This window comes from Bradyrhizobium tropiciagri (genome assembly GCF_018130545.1).
GTDB classification, from domain to species: domain Bacteria; phylum Pseudomonadota; class Alphaproteobacteria; order Rhizobiales; family Xanthobacteraceae; genus Bradyrhizobium; species Bradyrhizobium tropiciagri_A.
On record NZ_JAFCKF010000009.1, the window covers coordinates 49,408 to 65,588 of the forward strand.

The 16,181-nt window shown below is 65.4% G+C and carries 7 protein-coding genes; 1 reads left to right on the forward strand and 6 read right to left on the reverse strand.

The window, feature by feature from the left end:
* Position 1: 1 nt before the first annotated feature.
* The 6 genes from treY to JQ616_RS32205 are packed head-to-tail and all read right to left on the reverse strand — an operon-like array spanning position 2 to position 14,023.
* Entirely contained in the window at positions 2–2,785 is a 2,784-nt protein-coding gene (gene treY, locus JQ616_RS32180; protein WP_212021798.1) for a malto-oligosyltrehalose synthase, read from the reverse strand.
* 4 nt (positions 2,786–2,789) lie between these two features.
* A complete protein-coding gene (gene treZ, locus JQ616_RS32185) occupies positions 2,790–4,541 on the reverse strand; it encodes a malto-oligosyltrehalose trehalohydrolase (RefSeq protein ID WP_212021800.1) in 1,752 nt (583 codons plus the stop codon).
* A complete protein-coding gene (gene glgX, locus JQ616_RS32190) occupies positions 4,538–6,610 on the reverse strand; it encodes a glycogen debranching protein GlgX (RefSeq protein WP_212021802.1) in 2,073 nt (690 codons plus the stop codon). The genes treZ and glgX overlap by 4 nt, the downstream gene beginning before the upstream one ends.
* Before the next feature lie 3 nt (positions 6,611–6,613).
* Positions 6,614–8,761, reverse strand: coding sequence for a 1,4-alpha-glucan branching protein GlgB (gene glgB, locus JQ616_RS32195; RefSeq protein ID WP_212021805.1), 2,148 nt, complete (start codon positions 8,759–8,761; stop codon positions 6,614–6,616).
* Positions 8,758–12,063, reverse strand: a complete 3,306-nt coding sequence (gene treS, locus JQ616_RS32200; RefSeq protein ID WP_212021807.1) for a maltose alpha-D-glucosyltransferase — start codon at positions 12,061–12,063, stop codon at positions 8,758–8,760. Before treS ends, glgB begins: the two co-directional genes overlap by 4 nt.
* A 10-nt stretch (positions 12,064–12,073) precedes the next feature.
* The gene (locus tag JQ616_RS32205) at positions 12,074–14,023 is read right to left on the reverse strand and encodes an alpha-1,4-glucan--maltose-1-phosphate maltosyltransferase (protein WP_212021814.1); all 1,950 of its coding nucleotides are present in this window, start codon (positions 14,021–14,023) and stop codon (positions 12,074–12,076) included.
* A gap of 203 nt (positions 14,024–14,226) precedes the next feature.
* On the opposite strand from JQ616_RS32205, the gene malQ reads away from it, so the two are divergent.
* Entirely contained in the window at positions 14,227–16,176 is a 1,950-nt protein-coding gene (malQ, locus tag JQ616_RS32210) for a 4-alpha-glucanotransferase (RefSeq protein WP_212021816.1), read from the forward strand.
* The last annotated feature ends 5 nt before the right edge of the window (positions 16,177–16,181 follow it).

A 16,181-nucleotide genomic window follows, 5' to 3' on the forward strand; every position in this document is an offset into this window, starting at 1 on the left:
GTTAGCCGTGCGCGCGTGCACGCCTTGCGGCGTGCTTCGTTCCTGCCGCGACCTTGGCCTTCAGCACTGCGACCGGCAGTTTGGCGAACAGCGTTGAGAGCTGTATCTTGCTGTCGCCGCCCAGCAGCGCATATCCGGCCAGATCGATCTCACCTTCAAAGGCCTCAGGACGCGGCCAGTTGCGGCCGCCCTGCGTGAACGGCGCAAATGATCTTGACACCGCGACGATAGCAGCCTCGCGGCCATGGCGCCGCGCGAAGGCGATGACATGATCGCGATGCGGGCCATTCACCGTTAGCGGCTGGTAGTCGCCATTGGTGAACACGTCGGCCATTTCGTTGCGCAGCCGCAGCAGATGCCGCGTCCATGCGAACTTCAGGCGGCCGTCGCGCCAGCTCGCGGCCAACGCATCCCAATCAGGCGCTTCCAGCGATGCAAGCATGCCAGCACGTTTGGCAAAGTCGACCGGACGGCGATTGTCGGGGTCGACCAGCGAAAGATCCCAGCTTTCGGTGCCCTGGTAGAAATCCGGTACGCCCGGCATCGTCGCCTTCAGCGTGATCTGACTGAGCGAGTTCAGCGCGCCGATCAGCGCGGTGCGCTCGGCCAGCGTGTTCAACGCATCAAGAAATTCAGACGCTGTATTGCGATCGAGGATTCGCGCGATGAAGGTTTTGACGCCTGCTTCGTAAGGCTCGTGCGGATTGAGCCAGCTGGTCTCCTGCTTGCCCTCGCGCGCCGCCTTCAGCGCATAGGCCCGGATGCGTCCGACCAGCGATGGATCGTCCGGGTCCCAGGCGCCGAGCAGGGCCTGATAGAGCATGTATTCGAAGGTCGCCGATGGGGCGCGCGTCTCGCCGTCCAGCACCAGATGCGGCGCGTTCAGCACCTTCCAGCGCGCCACCGCGCTGGTCCATTCGCCGGGGATTTCCGCGAGCGCCATGATCCGGGCGCGGGCGTCCTCGCCGCGCTTGGTGTCGTGGGTCGCCGTCGCCGTCATGCCGTGCGGCCAGTCGCGGGCGCGGGCTTGCATCATGGCGTGGAAGGTCTCGGGCGCGATCGCGCTGGCCGCGGGATCGCCGCCGACCTCGTTGAGCGCGAGCAGTCGGTGATAGCGATAGAACGTCGTGTCCTCCAGCGACTTCGCCATCATCGGCCCGGTGAATTGCTGCACTTTCAGCGCGAAGCGGCGGACCCGCGGCGCGCTGTGCGGGGGACGGCCGGGCTTCAGCAGGTCCATCGTCAAGGCGTCGCGCAGGAAGTCGAAGATGCCTTCGTCGGCGGCAAACCAGTCGGCGCGGGCGCGCTCGATGGTCTCGCTGATCAGCGCACGGTCATGTGCGGCTGGTCCAGAGCCGGTGAGATAGGTGCGATAGACCGGGAAGTGCAGTACGTAGAGTTCGAGCGCCTGCCGCAGACTGTCGGCGGAGAAATCGCGAGTGGAATAATGCCCGCTGGCGATGCGCGCGACGAGCCGCGCCAGCACGGTGAATTCGCTGGTCAGCAGGGTCTCCAGCACGCGGCGCTTGGCCGCGCGCAGTACCGGCACGAGGTTCGGCGACTGGTTGCTGATCTGACGCCAGATCTCGTTGAGCGGATCGAGGCCGGCGCCATCGACCAGTGCCTGGCTGATCGTGTTCATCCATTCATAGCCGGTGGTGCCGTGGACGCCGGCAAACTTGGTCAGCTTCTCGTCCTCGCCGAGGATCTTCTCGATCACCATGTAAAACGGCTTTGCCTTGGCACCCTGCGCCGAGCGGATCAGACGGCGCAGCCGCTGGAAGTACTGCGCGGGATCGCGCAGGCCGTCGATATGGTCGAGCCGCAGGCCTTGCAGCCGATCCTCCGCGATCAGGCGCTTCACCAGGCTGTGGCTCGCCTCGAAGGTGGCGGCGTCCTCCACCCTGAGGCCGGCCAGGGTGTTGACGTCGAAGAAGCGGCGATAGTTGATGTCGCTGGAGGCCAGCCGCCAGTGACCAAGCTTGTAGTGCTGGCGCTCCAGCAGGTGATGCAGTGCCAGCGTCTGGGCCGGCCGATCCTCGCCGGCGCGATAGGCTTCGAGCCCGCGCGCGATGAGCTCGGCGCTATCATCGATCGCCTGGATCGCCGCCTTCAGCGTCGGGGCCTCGACGCGGTTCGGGTGACGCAGCCCGCGATACCTGGCGGCGAGTTCGAGCAGTGCGCGCCCGGCCGGACTGTCTTCGGCACCGGCCTCGCGGACGATGCTCCGCAGCACCTCGCCATAGCGTTCCGGCGCGATCGGCAGACGGTGCTCGAAATACCAGGCGGAGAAGCTGCCTTCGTTGGCGTCGTAGCGCAGCGCGATGTCGCCGCGCTCCAACGCCTGGCCGTAGGACGAGCCGAGGATAGGCAGCAGCACGCCGCCGCGCGCGCGATAGGGCAACTGGTCCCAGTCGATGTCGAAGGAGACCGCGTGCGGCGATACCGGTCCCCATTCCAGCACGTCGAGCCACCACGGATTGTCGGCAAAGTGCACGCCGACATGGTTGGGCACGAAATCCAGGATCAGCCCGAGGTCATTGCGCTTCAGCGCATCGCTCAGTCGGGAAAAACCTTCCTCGCCGCCGAGTCCGGGATTGAATTTGGTGTGATCGACGACGTCATAGCCATGGGTCGAGCCCTTGCGCGCCTTCATGAAGGGTGAGGCATAGACATGGCTGATGCCGAGCGCCTTCAGATACGGCGCCACACCGGCTGCGGCATCGAAGTCGAAATCGGCGGTGAGTTGCAGTCGGTAGGTCGCGATCGGGATCGCCGGAGGCATTGTGCTATCCGATGTGCCAGCGCACCGCCCAGCCGGGGAGGTCGCCGGACAACGCGCCGCCCCAGATCGCGGTTCCCTTCGACTCCGCCACGCCGGTGATGGCCCGATCCGACAGATTGGCTGCGAGCCACAGCGTGCGGCCATCGCCCAGCCGCCAATGCGCGGTCAACAGATCGCCGCTGACGCGGTCGCCGCCGAACCGTGCGCCTGGGAGGTGCGGTGTGATCTCGCGTCGCCGCAGGGCGAGCAGGTCGCGCACCAGCGCAAGCCGGGCGCGGGCCGGATCGTGGCCGAGCGCCGCCCAGTCGAGTACGGCCGAGCGCAACGTTGCCTCGGCAAGCGGATCGGGAATGTCGTCGCCACACTTGGCATAGGCCCAGGCGAACTCCCGGCGCCGCCCGGCGCGGACCGCGTTGGCGAGGTCGCCCTTGAAATCGCAGAAGAACGGGAAGGGGGTCGTCGCGCCCCATTCCTCGCCCATAAACAGCATCGGCGTATTCGGGGCGATCAGCGTGACCGCCAGCGCCGCCTCGATCGCCTCCGGCTTCGCGAGGCTCTCGAGCCGATCGCCGAGCGGCCGGTTGCCGATCTGGTCGTGGTTCTGCAGGAAGTTGATGAAGCAAGTCGGCGACAGCGCGCCGCTCGGCTCGCCGCGGGCCTTGCCGCCCCAGAACTCCGAGACCTCTCCCTGATAGATGTAGCCGGACGACAGCGCGCGGGCGAGGTCCTGCTTCGGCGCGCGGTAGTCGCCGTAGTAGCCTTGGGATTCTCCGGTCAGCAACACGTGCCAGGCGTGATGATAATCGTCGTTCCACTGGCCGCGGAATTTGCCGTCCGGCGGGTCCTCGGCGGCGTCGAGCAGGCTCGCGATGTTGTCGCCGTTCTCCAGCACGAGGTTGATCTGCCGGCCGGTCTCGGTGGCGAGGCGGCCTGCGGCCTTGCTGAAATCATGAAGGATCGAGATTTCGCCGGCTTCGACGATGGTGTTGACGGCGTCGAAGCGGAGCCCGTCGAAGCGATAGTCGCGCAGCCAGCTGACGACGCTGCCGATCGCAAACGCCCGCACTTCGGGCACGCGGTAATCGATCGCGCTGCCCCATGGCGTGTGCGCGTCGCTGAAGAAGGTGGGTGCGTAGCGGCCGAGATAATTCCCCTCAGGCCCGAAATGGTTGTAGACCACGTCGAGCATCACCATCAGCCCGCGCAGATGCGCTTCGTCGATCAGGGTCTTGAGGTCTTCGGGACGGCCATAGGCGCTGTCGGGCGCGTACCACAGCACGCCGTCATAGCCCCAGTTGCGCTTGCCTGCGAAATCCGCCAACGGCATCAGCTCGAGCGCGGTGATGCCGGTTGCGACGAGATGATCGAGCTTGTCGATCATGGCGCGATAGGTCCCCTCTGCCGTGAAGGTCCCGACATGGGCCTCGAGAACGACGGCCTCGTGCCAGGGGCGGCCGCGCCAGTCGGTCGCGCGCCATTTGAAGGCCGTGTGATCGATCACCTCGCTCGGGCCGAATACGTCGTCCGGCTGGAAAGCAGAGGCAGGATCGGGCACATCGACCTCGTCATCGATGTGGAATTTGTACCGCGTGCCGGCGCGGGCGCCCGGAATCTCGGCGACGTACCAGCCGGCCGCATCGCGCGTCAGCGGGTGCGGCTTGTCGAGCAGAAGGTCGACACGCTTGGCCGCCGGCGCCCACAGCCGGAAGCGAGTGCCATCTGGTGTCAGCTCGGGGCCGAAATGCTGCGCGCTCATACGGAGCCTGCAAACGCCAGCACCGAGCGCGGCGGCGCCGTCATGTCGGCGCCGGATGCAAACTGCTCACCGGTTTGCTCCGTCTTGGTGGTGTTCAAGACCTGCTGCCAGCTGCTGAATTCCGTCATCCTCGGCATCCTGAACACGATCTCCTGCGGCGCGGCATTGAGCACGATAAAGATCGGCGCCTGCCCTTGTTCCATCGGTCCCAGCACATAGGCGAGGAATCGGCTCTCCGGGAATTGCCAGTCGGACTCCTTCATTTCCTCTGCCGCGGGCGTCAACCACAGCACGCCATAGCTGCCGTCGGTGCGACGGCCGTCGAGCCAGCTCTGGCAGCGGATCTGGCCGAAGCGCTGGCGCAACGCGGTGAGGTGGCCGATGAAATCGATCGCGTCGTCGTCGGTGCCGAGATTGTCCCAGCCGATCCAGCCGGTCTCATTGTCCTGGCAATAGGCGTTGTTGTTGCCGTCTTGCGTGTTGGCGACCTCGTCGCCGGCGAGGATCAGCGGCGTTCCCTGGGCGAGCAGCAGGCAGGCCAGCGCGTTCTTGCGAAGCTGGCGGCGCAGCGCGATGATCGCGGGATCGTCGGTCGGGCCTTCGTGGCCGCAATTGTTGCTGTGATTGTCGTTGGAGCCGTCGCGATTGTCCTCGCCATTGGCCTCGTTGTGCTTCTCGTTGTAGCTGAACAGGTCGGCGAGCGTGAAGCCGTCATGCACCGTGATGTGGTTGATGCTGGCGCGGGTGGCGCGGTTGTCGTGGTGAAACAGATCCGATGACGCGGTCATGCGCCCGGAGATATCGCCGATCAGACTGCCTTCGCCGCTCCAATAGCGCCGCATCGCGCTGCGATAGCGGTCATTCCACTCCGACCATTGCGACGGAAAGGCACCGACCTGGTAGCCGCCGAGGCCGAGGTCCCAGGGCTCGGCGACCATCTTCACCGTTGCAAGTACCGGGTCCTGGCGGATCGCGGCGAGGAAGGGGTGATTGCGATCGAAGCCGTTCGGCCCGCGCGCCAGCGTCGTGGCGAGATCGAAGCGGAAGCCGTCGACATGGCAGACCTCGACCCAGTAGCGCAGTGAATCCATCACCATCTGCAGCACGCGCGGATGGGTGAGGTTGACCGAGCTGCCGCAGCCGGTGAAGTCGTCGTAGAAGCGCGGGTTCTCGCGGTTCAGCCAGTAATAGGAGGCGTTGTCGATGCCGCGAAAGCACAGCGTCGGGCCCATATGGTTGCCTTCGGCGGTGTGGTTGTAGACGACGTCGAGCAACACCTCGATGCCGGCATCGTGCAGCCGCGCGACTGTCGTACGAAACGAGTCCAGCGCATTGTCCTGCGCGTAGCGCGCCTCGGGCGCGAAGAAGGCGATGGTGTTGTAGCCCCAGTAATTGGCGAGCTTCTTCTCGACCAAAGTGCGGTCGTCGATCAGGCCATGGATCGGCAGCAGCTCGACGGTGGTGACGCCGAGCCGCTTGAGGTGATTGATCATCGCCGGCGACGACAGGCCGCCATAGGTGCCGCGCAGGTTCGGCGGCACGTCCTCGCGCTTCTGGGTCAGGCCCTTGACGTGCGCCTCGTAGATGATGGTGTCGGACCATGGAATCTGCGGCCGGATCTCACGCCGTCCCCAGTTGAAGGTCTCGTCGACCACGACAGCCTTCGGCATGCCGCGGGCGTTGTCGCGCCGATCGAAAGAGAGGTCCTCGCGGGCGCTGCCGGTGCGGTAGGCGAAATGCGCATCGCTCCACACCAGCCGGCCGGCGAGCCGCTTGGCGTAGGGATCGAGCAGCAGCTTGTTGGCGTTGAAGCGGTGGCCGCGCTCCGGCGCATAGGGCCCGTAGACGCGATAGCCGTAGAGCTGGCCCGGCGAGACGTCGTTGAGGTAGCAATGCCAGACGTCCTCGGTGCGCTCCGGCATCTCGATCCGTTCGAGCTCGCGGCGGCCCTGGCCGTCAAACAGGCATAGCTCCACCTTCTCCGCATTCGCCGAGAACAGCGCAAAATTGGTGCCTCTGCCGTCCCAGCTTGCACCGAGCCGCGCGGACGTTCCTCCGGTCAGCCGCATCAATCAGCTTTCCGGTACGAGGAAGATCGCAGCCAGCGGCGGAAGGGTCAGGCTCAATTCCGGCGTGGCGCCTTCGGAAGCCCGCACCTCGCCGATATTGCCGACATTGGTGCCGCCGTAATGGGAGGAGTCCGAGTTGAACACCTCGTGCCATTTGCCGGCGAACGGCACCCGGACGCGATAGTTGCGATAGACGTTGGGCGAGAAGTTCAGGACCACGAGGCAGCGCGCGCGTGCGTCATTGCCCTTGCGGATCCAGCCGAACACATTGTTGTTGGCATCGTCGGTGATGACCCATTCGAAGCCGGCCTGATCGCAGTCGAGCTCATGCAACGCCGGCAGTGCGCGATAGAGCCGATTGAGGTCGCGGACCAGGTTCTGGATGCCGCTATGCTTCGGCTGTTGCAGCAGATGCCAATCGAGTGAGTAATCGTGGTTCCACTCGCGCTCCTGGCCGAACTCGCAGCCCATGAACATCAGCTTCTTGCCGGGATGCCCGAACATGAAGCTGTAATAGGCGCGCAGATTGGCAAAGCGCTGCCAGTCGTCGCCCGGCATGCGGCCGAGGATCGAGCGCTTGCCGTGCACGACCTCGTCGTGGGACAGCGGCAGGATGAAGTTCTCCGAGAACGCGTAGTGCAGGCCGAACAGGATGTCGCCGTGATGGTGTTTGCGGTGGATCGGGTCCTTGCCGATGTATTTCAGCGTGTCGTGCATCCAGCCCATGTTCCACTTGTAGCCGAAGCCGAGCCCGCCATATTCGACCGGGCGCGACACCTGAGGCCAAGCGGTGGATTCCTCCGCCGCGGTCGTCGCCTGCGGGAAGTGCGCGAACAGTTCGGTGTTGAAGCGGCGCAGGAAGTCGATCGCCTCGATGTTCTCGCGGCCGCCATATTTGTTCGGAATCCAGCCGCCGGCCGGACGGCTGTAGTCGAGATAGAGCATCGAGGCGACGGCATCGACGCGCAAGCCATCGATGCCGTAGCGATCGAGCCAGAACAGCGCGTTCGACACCAGGAAGTTGGTGACCTCGGTGCGCCCGTAATTGTAGATCAGCGTGCCCCAGTCGAGATGGCGGCCCTGCAGCGGATTGGCGTGCTCGTAGAGCGCGGTGCCGTCGAAATTGCCGAGACCGTGCGGATCGTCGGGGAAATGCCCGGGCACCCAGTCGAGCAGCACGGCAAGTCCGGCGCCGTGGCAGGCGTCGATCAGCGCGGCGAAATCGTCGGGCGAGCCGAACCGGCTGGTCGGGGCGAACATGCCGGTCGGCTGGTAGCCCCAGGAGCCGTCGAACGGATGCTCTGATATCGGCAGGAATTCGATATGGGTGAAGCCCATGTCGCTGGCATAGGCCGGCAGCTGCTCGGCCATCTCGCGATAGGTCAGCCACTCATTGCGGCCCTTGCGCCGCCACGAGCCGAGATGGACCTCGTAGATCGACATCGGCGAGCTCAGCGCGTTGACGCGATCGGGCGCCGGGCGCGGATGCGGGATCTTGCGCTCGTCGATCACGATCGAGGCGGTCTTCGGCCGCACCTCGGCGGCGAACGCCAACGGATCGGACTTCAGCGGCAGATGCTGGCCGTTGCGGCCGATGATCTCGAACTTGTAGTGATCGCCGACCCGCGCGCGCGGGATGAACAGCTCCCAATAACCGGGGCCGCGCACCCGCATCGGATGGCGGCGGCCATCCCAGAAATTGAAGTCGCCGACCACGCTGACCCGCCGCGCATTCGGCGCCAGCACTACGAAGCCGATGCCGTCGACGCCGTCGAGCGTCATCGGATGTGCGCCGAGCGTGTCGTAGACGCGCTGATGGGTGCCCTCGCCGAGCAGATAGAGGTCGAAATCGCTCAGGATCGGCGGAAAGCGGTAGGCATCCTCCAGCTCGACGACGTTGTCGCCGAACCGAGCGCGGAGCTGGTAGCGTGTTGAGCCGTTCGGCAAGGGACCTGCGAACAGGCCGGCATCATGGATCCGCGCCAGCGGTGCCGTCTCGCCATGCTCGCCGATCGCCTCGACATTGGTCGCATCAGGCAGGAAGGCGCGCACGACGTTGCGATCTCCCTCGGTGTGAAGCCCGAGATAGTGGAACGGATCGGAGTGGCGGCCCTCGATGATGGCATAGGCCTCGGCGGGCAGTTTGTTCATGCAACCTCATGCGGCTGTTGCGCCAAAATCCTTAACAGGCCGGTCAGCGGCACCCGCAGCCAATCCGGCCGGTTGGCCAGCTCATACTCGATCTCGTAGAAGGCTTTCTCAAGCAGGAAAAAGTTGAGCAGCCGGCCGGCCTCTTTGGCCCCGGCAGGCCACAGCCGCTGCCCGGCCATGGTCTCGCGATAGGCCGCCAGCAGGGCGTCCGCGGCCTGGTCGCGCCATTCGGCCAGAGCGAGGCTCAGCCTGCCGCTCTCGTCGGGGGAAACCTTGAGCGCCCGTTCCAGCGCCGCGGTCGCAGCATAGTCGATCGAGCGGATCAGCCCGGCGAGGTCGCGCGCCGGCGGTGCCTTGCGACGCCGCTCGGCGATGGTGCGGCCCGGTCCGCCGTCGAAATCGATGATGAAGACATCGTCCTTGACCACCAGCAGCTGCCCGAGATGCAGATCGCCGTGGTGACGGATGTTGAGCCCGTCGGTTTCGCGCGGCAGCAGCGCCTTGAGCCGCTCCGGCAGCGTGTCGTGCTGAGCCTGCAGCTGATCGGCCAGCAGCCGGTCGGCCTCTTTCAGCGAGCTGCGGCGTTGTTTCAGCGTGTCGAACACGCGCTCGGCGCGGGCCATGATCTCGTCGGTCCAGCGCTGCAGATCCTCGGGCCTGGTCGGCTCGGGCGCGAAGTCCGGCAGATCGCGATTGCCCGCGAGCGCGATGTGCAGCTCGGCGAGACGCTTTCCGCCGTGCGCCAGGTGGCGCAGATAAGCGGCGTGATCGCCGTTCTCCTCCGGATGCTCGCTCGCCGCCAGCAGGCGTTGCCGTTCGACCAGGCGGTCGAGATGCGAGGCCGCGACGGTCCAGAGGTCGCCCTGGTTGACCACCATCGCATGCAGCACCGCGACGGCGCTGCGCTTGTCGCCTTCGACCAATTCGGAGGTGCCGAGCAAAGCCGGCGTATTCGGAAATGCGACCACTTCGGTGAGGAAGCGACCCATCTCGATCTCCGGGTTGATGCCGACTTCGAGCTTGCGGTAGATCTTGGTGACATATTCGTTGTCGACCAGCGCGGTCGAATGCGGCTGATCGTTCTCGAACACGCGAATCCGCTCCGGCTGCCGCACCGGCCGATCAGAGAAGCGGCTGGTTGGCCGGAATTCGAGCTTCAGGCCCTGCTCGCCTTCATCGACCGTGAGGTTTTCCCGCAAGTTGCGCAGGAACAGGCCGGTGAAGATCTGATCGGTGGCGACGTCGAGCAGGGTGCCCTCGCGCGCACCCTGGCGTACGGCGGCGAACGCGCGCGGATTGTAGCGTTCGCGGTCGAAGCGCACCCACTCGATCTGCATCGGCAGCACATAGCGGCTGGTGGTGCCGCGCTGGGTGGTCTCGAAGAAGATCAGCCACGGCCGGTTGTCGCCGACGTCGCAGAACGGGATCGCCGACACCAGTGTCGGCTGGATCGCCTTGGCGGAATGCTCCGGATACCAGCGCGTGCGGGCGAGATGGCCGGGCAGCACGTCGTGCTCGAACACGCCGCGTTCCCGCGCCAGCGAGGTCCAGGTCGAATTGAGCGGCACCACCAGGGTCTCGAATTCCGGTACCGCCCGCGGCGTCACCGGTTCGGACTTGTCGCGCTCCTGCAACTCGAACCAGTAGAAGCCGTAGGGCGCGAGCGTGATCATATAGGGCAGCTCGCCGATCGCCGGGAAGCGCGTGCGCCCCAGCATCTCGAGCGGGATGCGGTCCTTGAATGCCGAGAGGTCCAGCTCGGTGGCCTGCGCCGAGCGCGACAAATTGGCGACGCACAGGATCACCTCGCCCTGGTACTGCCTGACATAGGCGAGCACCGAGCGGTTCTCGGGGCGAATGAAGGTCATGGTGCCGCGCCCGAACGCCAGCGTCGACTTGCGCACCGCGATCAGCCGTTTGGTCGCCGACAGCAGCGAGGACAGACTGCGCGACTGCGCCTCGACATTGACGGCCTCATAGCCGTAGACCGGGTCCATGATCATCGGCGCATAGAGCCGCGCCGGGTCGGCGCGCGAGAAGCCGCCATTGCGGTCCGGCGACCATTGCATCGGCGTCCGCACGCCGTTGCGGTCGCCGAGATAGATGTTGTCGCCCATGCCGATCTCGTCGCCGTAATAGATGATCGGCGTGCCCGGGAACGACAGCAGCAGCGAGTTCATCAGCTCGATCTTGCGCCGGTCGTTGTCCATCAGCGGCGCAAGCCGGCGGCGGATGCCGACATTGATGCGGGCGCGCGGGTCGTTGGCGTAGGTCGACCACAGATAGTCGCGCTCGACGTCGGTGACCATTTCCAGCGTCAGCTCGTCGTGATTGCGCAGGAACAGCGCCCATTGCGCCGCGGCCGGAATGTCGGGCGTCTGCCGCAGGATGTCGGTGATCGGAAAACGGTCTTCCTGGGCGATCGCCATGTAGATGCGCGGCATCAGCGGGAAGTGATAGGCCATGTGGCATTCGTCGCCATGGCCGAAATATTCCTGCACGTCCTCCGGCCACTGATTGGCCTCGGCCAACAGGATCTTGCCCTTGGCATAGGCATCGAGCTCCTGGCGCAGCCGCTTGATGATGGCATGCGTCTCCGGCAGGTTCTCGTTGTTGGTGCCGTCGCGCTCGCACAGATAGGGAATGGCGTCGAGCCGGAAGCCGTCGACGCCGGTGTCGAGCCAGCGCTTCATCACCTGCACGATGGCGCGCACCACGCGCGGATTGTCGAAATTCAGGTCCGGCTGGTGCGAGAAGAAGCGGTGCCAGTAGAACTGGCCGGCTTCGGGATCCCAGGTCCAGTTCGACTTCTCGGTATCGGTGAAGATGATCCGCGTATCGAGGTATTTCTGGTCGGTGTCGCTCCAGACGTACCAGCTGCGTGCGCTTGAATTCGGTGGGCTGCGGCGGGCGCGCTTGAACCAGGCATGCTGGTCCGAGGTGTGGTTGACGACGAGCTCGGTGATGACGCGCAGGCCGCGCTTCTTGGCCTCCTGGATGAAGCGCTTGAAGTCCTTCATGGTCCCGAAATCGGGATTGATGTCGCCATAGTCGCCGATGTCGTAGCCGTCGTCGCGGCCGGGCGAGGGATAGAACGGCAACAGCCACAGCGCGGTGACGCCGAGTTCCTGGAGATAGCCGAGCTTCTCCGTCAGCCCTGTAAAGTCGCCGATGCCGTCATTGTTGCTGTCGGCGAACGCCTTGACGTGCAGCTGATAGATGATCGCGTCCTTGTACCAGAGTTGGTCCGCGGTCTCGGTCGCGATCTTCACCTCGGTATTGACGGAGGAGAAAACGTTCATGACGGCTCCTTCAGGCGACACAGCGCAGCAGCAACGCGGGATCGCGCGCAGGATTGAGACGCAGGCGGATGCCTCCCCATTCGAGCGCATGACGCTCGCCGGTGACAAGGTCTTCCACTTCCGTGACGGGGCGGCGGGCGTTCCCTTGGCCGACCATGACGTCGCCGAGCGGAAGCCAGACCTCACGCGGCTCGGCCGACAATGCAATCGCAGCCGCGATCACATTGCCCTGATCAACCGCCTCCTTGACGAAACCGATCACGCCGCCGTCATCGACATTGATAAAGCGCAGATTGGCGAATTGTTGCAGGGCCGGATTGCCGCGCCTGATCCGGTTGAGCGCCGCGATGTAAGGCTTGATGTTCCCCGGCTCGTCCCAGTCGCGGACCCTGATCTCGTACTTCTCAGAGTTGAGGTATTTCTCGCGGCCGGGGACCGGCGTGTGCTCGCGCAGCTCGAAGCCGCTGTAAATGCCGTAGCTGCTTGAAAGCGTCGCGGCCAGCGCGACACGCGACTTGAACATCCAGGATTCGCCGCTTTGCAAATGGAAGGACAGGATGTCGGGTGTGTTGACGAAGAAATTCGGCCGAAAGAAGTCACGCTCCGGATAGGACATCAACTCGCCGAGATACTGTTCGAGCTCGACGCGCTGGGTGCGCCAGGTGAAATAGCTGTAGGACTGCGTGAAGCCGAGCTTGGCGAGGCCCTTCATCAGTTTCGGCCGCGCGAACGCCTCCGCGAGGAACAGCACGTCCGCATCGCGGTCCTGCACCTCGCGGATCAGCCATTCCCAGAACGCCAGCGGTTTGGTGTGCGGATTGTCGACCCGGAAGATCCTGACGCCCTGTTCGACCCAGAACAGGACGACATCGCGCAGCGCGCGCCACAGCGCGGCGGCATCGTCGCAGCTGAAGTCGGGATTGACGACATCGTCCCAGCGCTGCGGCGGATGTTCGGCGGTACGCATCGATCCATCCGGGCGTCGCTTGAACCATTGCGGATGCGCGGTCAGCCAGGGATGATCGGGCGAGCACTGCACGGCGAAATCGAGCGCGACCTCGAGGCCGTGGGCCTTGCACGCCGCCACGAAGGCGCGGAAGTCGTCGAGCGTGCCGAGCTCGGGGTGCAGGACGTCGTGGCCGCCCTCGGCCGAACCGATCGCATAGGGGCTGCCCGGGTCGCCGGCCTGTGCGATGGCGGCATTGTTGCGGCCCTTGCGATGCGTCCGCCCGATCGGATGGATCGGCGCCAACAGCACGACGTCAAAGCCCATCGCGGCGATGTCGGGCAGCCGCGCGATGCAATCGTTGAAGGTCGCATGCACGCCCGACGTCTTGCCCTGGCTGCGCGGAAACATCTGATACCAGGCGCCGCTGCGCGCGCGCGGCCGGTCGGCTGTGAGGGGATACAGCGGCGAGCGCATCAAATCGCGGCGAAACTGGCTGCCGGCCATCGCGTCCTGCAATTCCGGCGCCAGCAGCGCGCCCGGCTCGCCGGTCTGCAGATAGATTTCGCACTGCCGGATGATCACAGCGGCTGCGGCAGGTCCCCCGGCCTGCGCCTGGGTCAGCATCCCTGCGCCTTCAACCGCGTCCAGCGTGTGGTCGCCGCCGTCGCGCTGCCTCTGCTCGAAGCGATGCCGCCAGCTGGCGAAGTCGTCGGTCCAGGCCTCGATCGCGAAACTGTAGCGGCCGGGCCGGTCGGGCACGAAGACACCGCCCCAGCGGTCGTCGCTGTGCGGGGTCATCGGCGCAGCCTGCCACTCGCTGTCGCCGTCGTGCCGCCACACCAATGCCGCGGATATCACGTCATGTCCGTCACGGTAGATGTCGGCCCACACCTCGACGGGTTCGCCCGCGATGCGCTTGACCGGAAAGCGGCCGCCATCGACCGACGGATAGACATCGGTGATATGAAAAGTGCCATGGGCACTCTCGACAGGCCGGAGGGTTTTGTTCACGGTGATGCCGCCATTGAATAAGCAAATGACGTCCCGACGCCGGGAAGGAGGCGCGCCAGACCCATATAGAAAGCCGCTCGCCGGACATTGGTTCCCGGTGGGAACGCTTGATAGGGTAGAGCGTTGAACATCAACTATCCCTTTCCCGTATCTATACAATTTAGCAACGATCCCAATACCGTTGCGAGCAGGCAGCGTGCTGAATGGACCTTTACGCCAAAGCCCAGACCCTGGGAATCCAGACCGAGTATATCGATGGTAGCGGTCACCGCCGTGTGACAACCCCGGAGGCGCTGACGGCGATCCTGGCGGCGCTGCCGCCCCAGACGCCGCGGCGGATCGTCACCGATCCGGTGGTCGTCAGAGGCGGCCATGGCGGGCAAACGCAGCTCGCCGAGGCGGCGCGGCTTCCGGTGCAATGGAAAATCACGAATGGCGATGCGGTGCTCGCGCAAGGCGAGGTGCGTGAGCGGAACGTGACGTGGCCGTCCGGCCTGCCGGAGGGCGTGCACCGCTTGCTGCTGTCGGACGCATCGGGCAGCGAGGAGCTGCCGTTCCTGGTGGCACCGGAGGGCGCGTTCGGCGGCACGTTCGATCGCTGCTGGGTGATCGCGGTGCAGCTTTACGGCGTGCGCTCCGCGCGCAACTGGGGCATCGGCGACTTCACCGACCTGCAGTGGCTGCTCACATTCGCCCGGCAGCTCGGCGCTGACGGCATCGGACTCAATCCGCTGCATGCGCTGTTCGACGACCGGCCCGGTGATTGTAGCCCGTATTCGCCGAACAGCCGGCTGTTCCTCAACCCGCTTTATATCGACGTCGCGCAGATTCCCGAATTCCGCTTCGATGCCGAGATGCAGGCCGCGCTGGCGCAGCTCCGTGGCCACGATCTGGTCGACTATGTCGGCGTCGCGGCGCTGAAATGGCCCGCACTGCGCGCGGCCTTCGCCGCCTTCAAGGCCAATCCCGCTCCCGGCCGCCGGCAGGATTTCGAGGCCTATCGCAACGAGCAGGGCGCGCTGCTGTCGCGCTTCGCCTGCTTCGAGACGATGCGGCATAAATTCAATACGCCGTGGTGGGAGTGGCCGGATGAATGGCGGCAACCCAGCGACGCGGCTTGCGCCAAATTGCGCGCGGCGGGCGATAGCGCGGCCGAGGTCGAGTTCGTTGAATTCGTGCAATGGACCGCAGACCGCCAGCTCGGCGCCTGCCAGGCGCTGGCGCACAAGCTCGGCATGCGGGTCGGGCTCTATCTCGACGTCGCCGTCGGCGTGCAGTCGGATGGTTTCGACGCCTGGAACGAGCAGACTGCGATCTCGCGCCATCTCGGCGTCGGCGCGCCACCGGACCCGCTCAACACCGCGGGCCAGGATTGGGGGCTTGCCGGCTTCAACGCCGCGGGCCTCGAACAGCGCTCCTTCGAGCCGTTCAGGCAGATGCTGCGCGCTTCGATGCACCATGCCGGCGCGATCCGGCTCGACCACGCCTTCGGGCTGAAGCGGCTCTATCTGGTGCCGCGCGGCTTCGGGCCGGCCAATGGCGCCTATGTGCTGATGCCGTTCGAGGCGCTGCTGGCGGCGACCGCGCAGGAGAGCGTGGCGAGCAAGTGCGTCGTGATCGGCGAGGACCTCGGCACGGTGCCGCCGGGCTTCCGCGAGCAGATGAACGGCTGGGGCATCTGGTCGTACCTCGTGATGATGTTCGAGACCGACGACCAGGGCGTGTTCCGCAACGCCGACTACTATCTGCCGAACGCGCTGGTCACCTTCAACACCCACGACCTCTCGACCTATGCCGGTTGGCGCTCGTTCAGCGACCTCAAGACCAAGCGCGGGCTCGGGATCGATCCCGGCGAGACCGATGAAGGCCGCTGGCACGCACTCGGCCAGCTCGACGACGTGCTGCGCCGGCACGACATCCACAGCAATGATTTTGCTTCGGTGGTGAGCTTCATGGCCCGGACGCGGTCGCGGATGCTGGCGGTGTCGATGGAGGATCTGCTCGGCATTGTCGAGCAACCCAACATCCCCGGCACCGTCTACGAGCATCCGAACTGGAAACGCCGGCTTCCGGTCCCGCTTGAGCAGCTCGCCTCGGCGATCGATATCGACGCGCTGAAGCGCGCAACCCGCGAGCGGTCGCATGCGGGATAACGCGG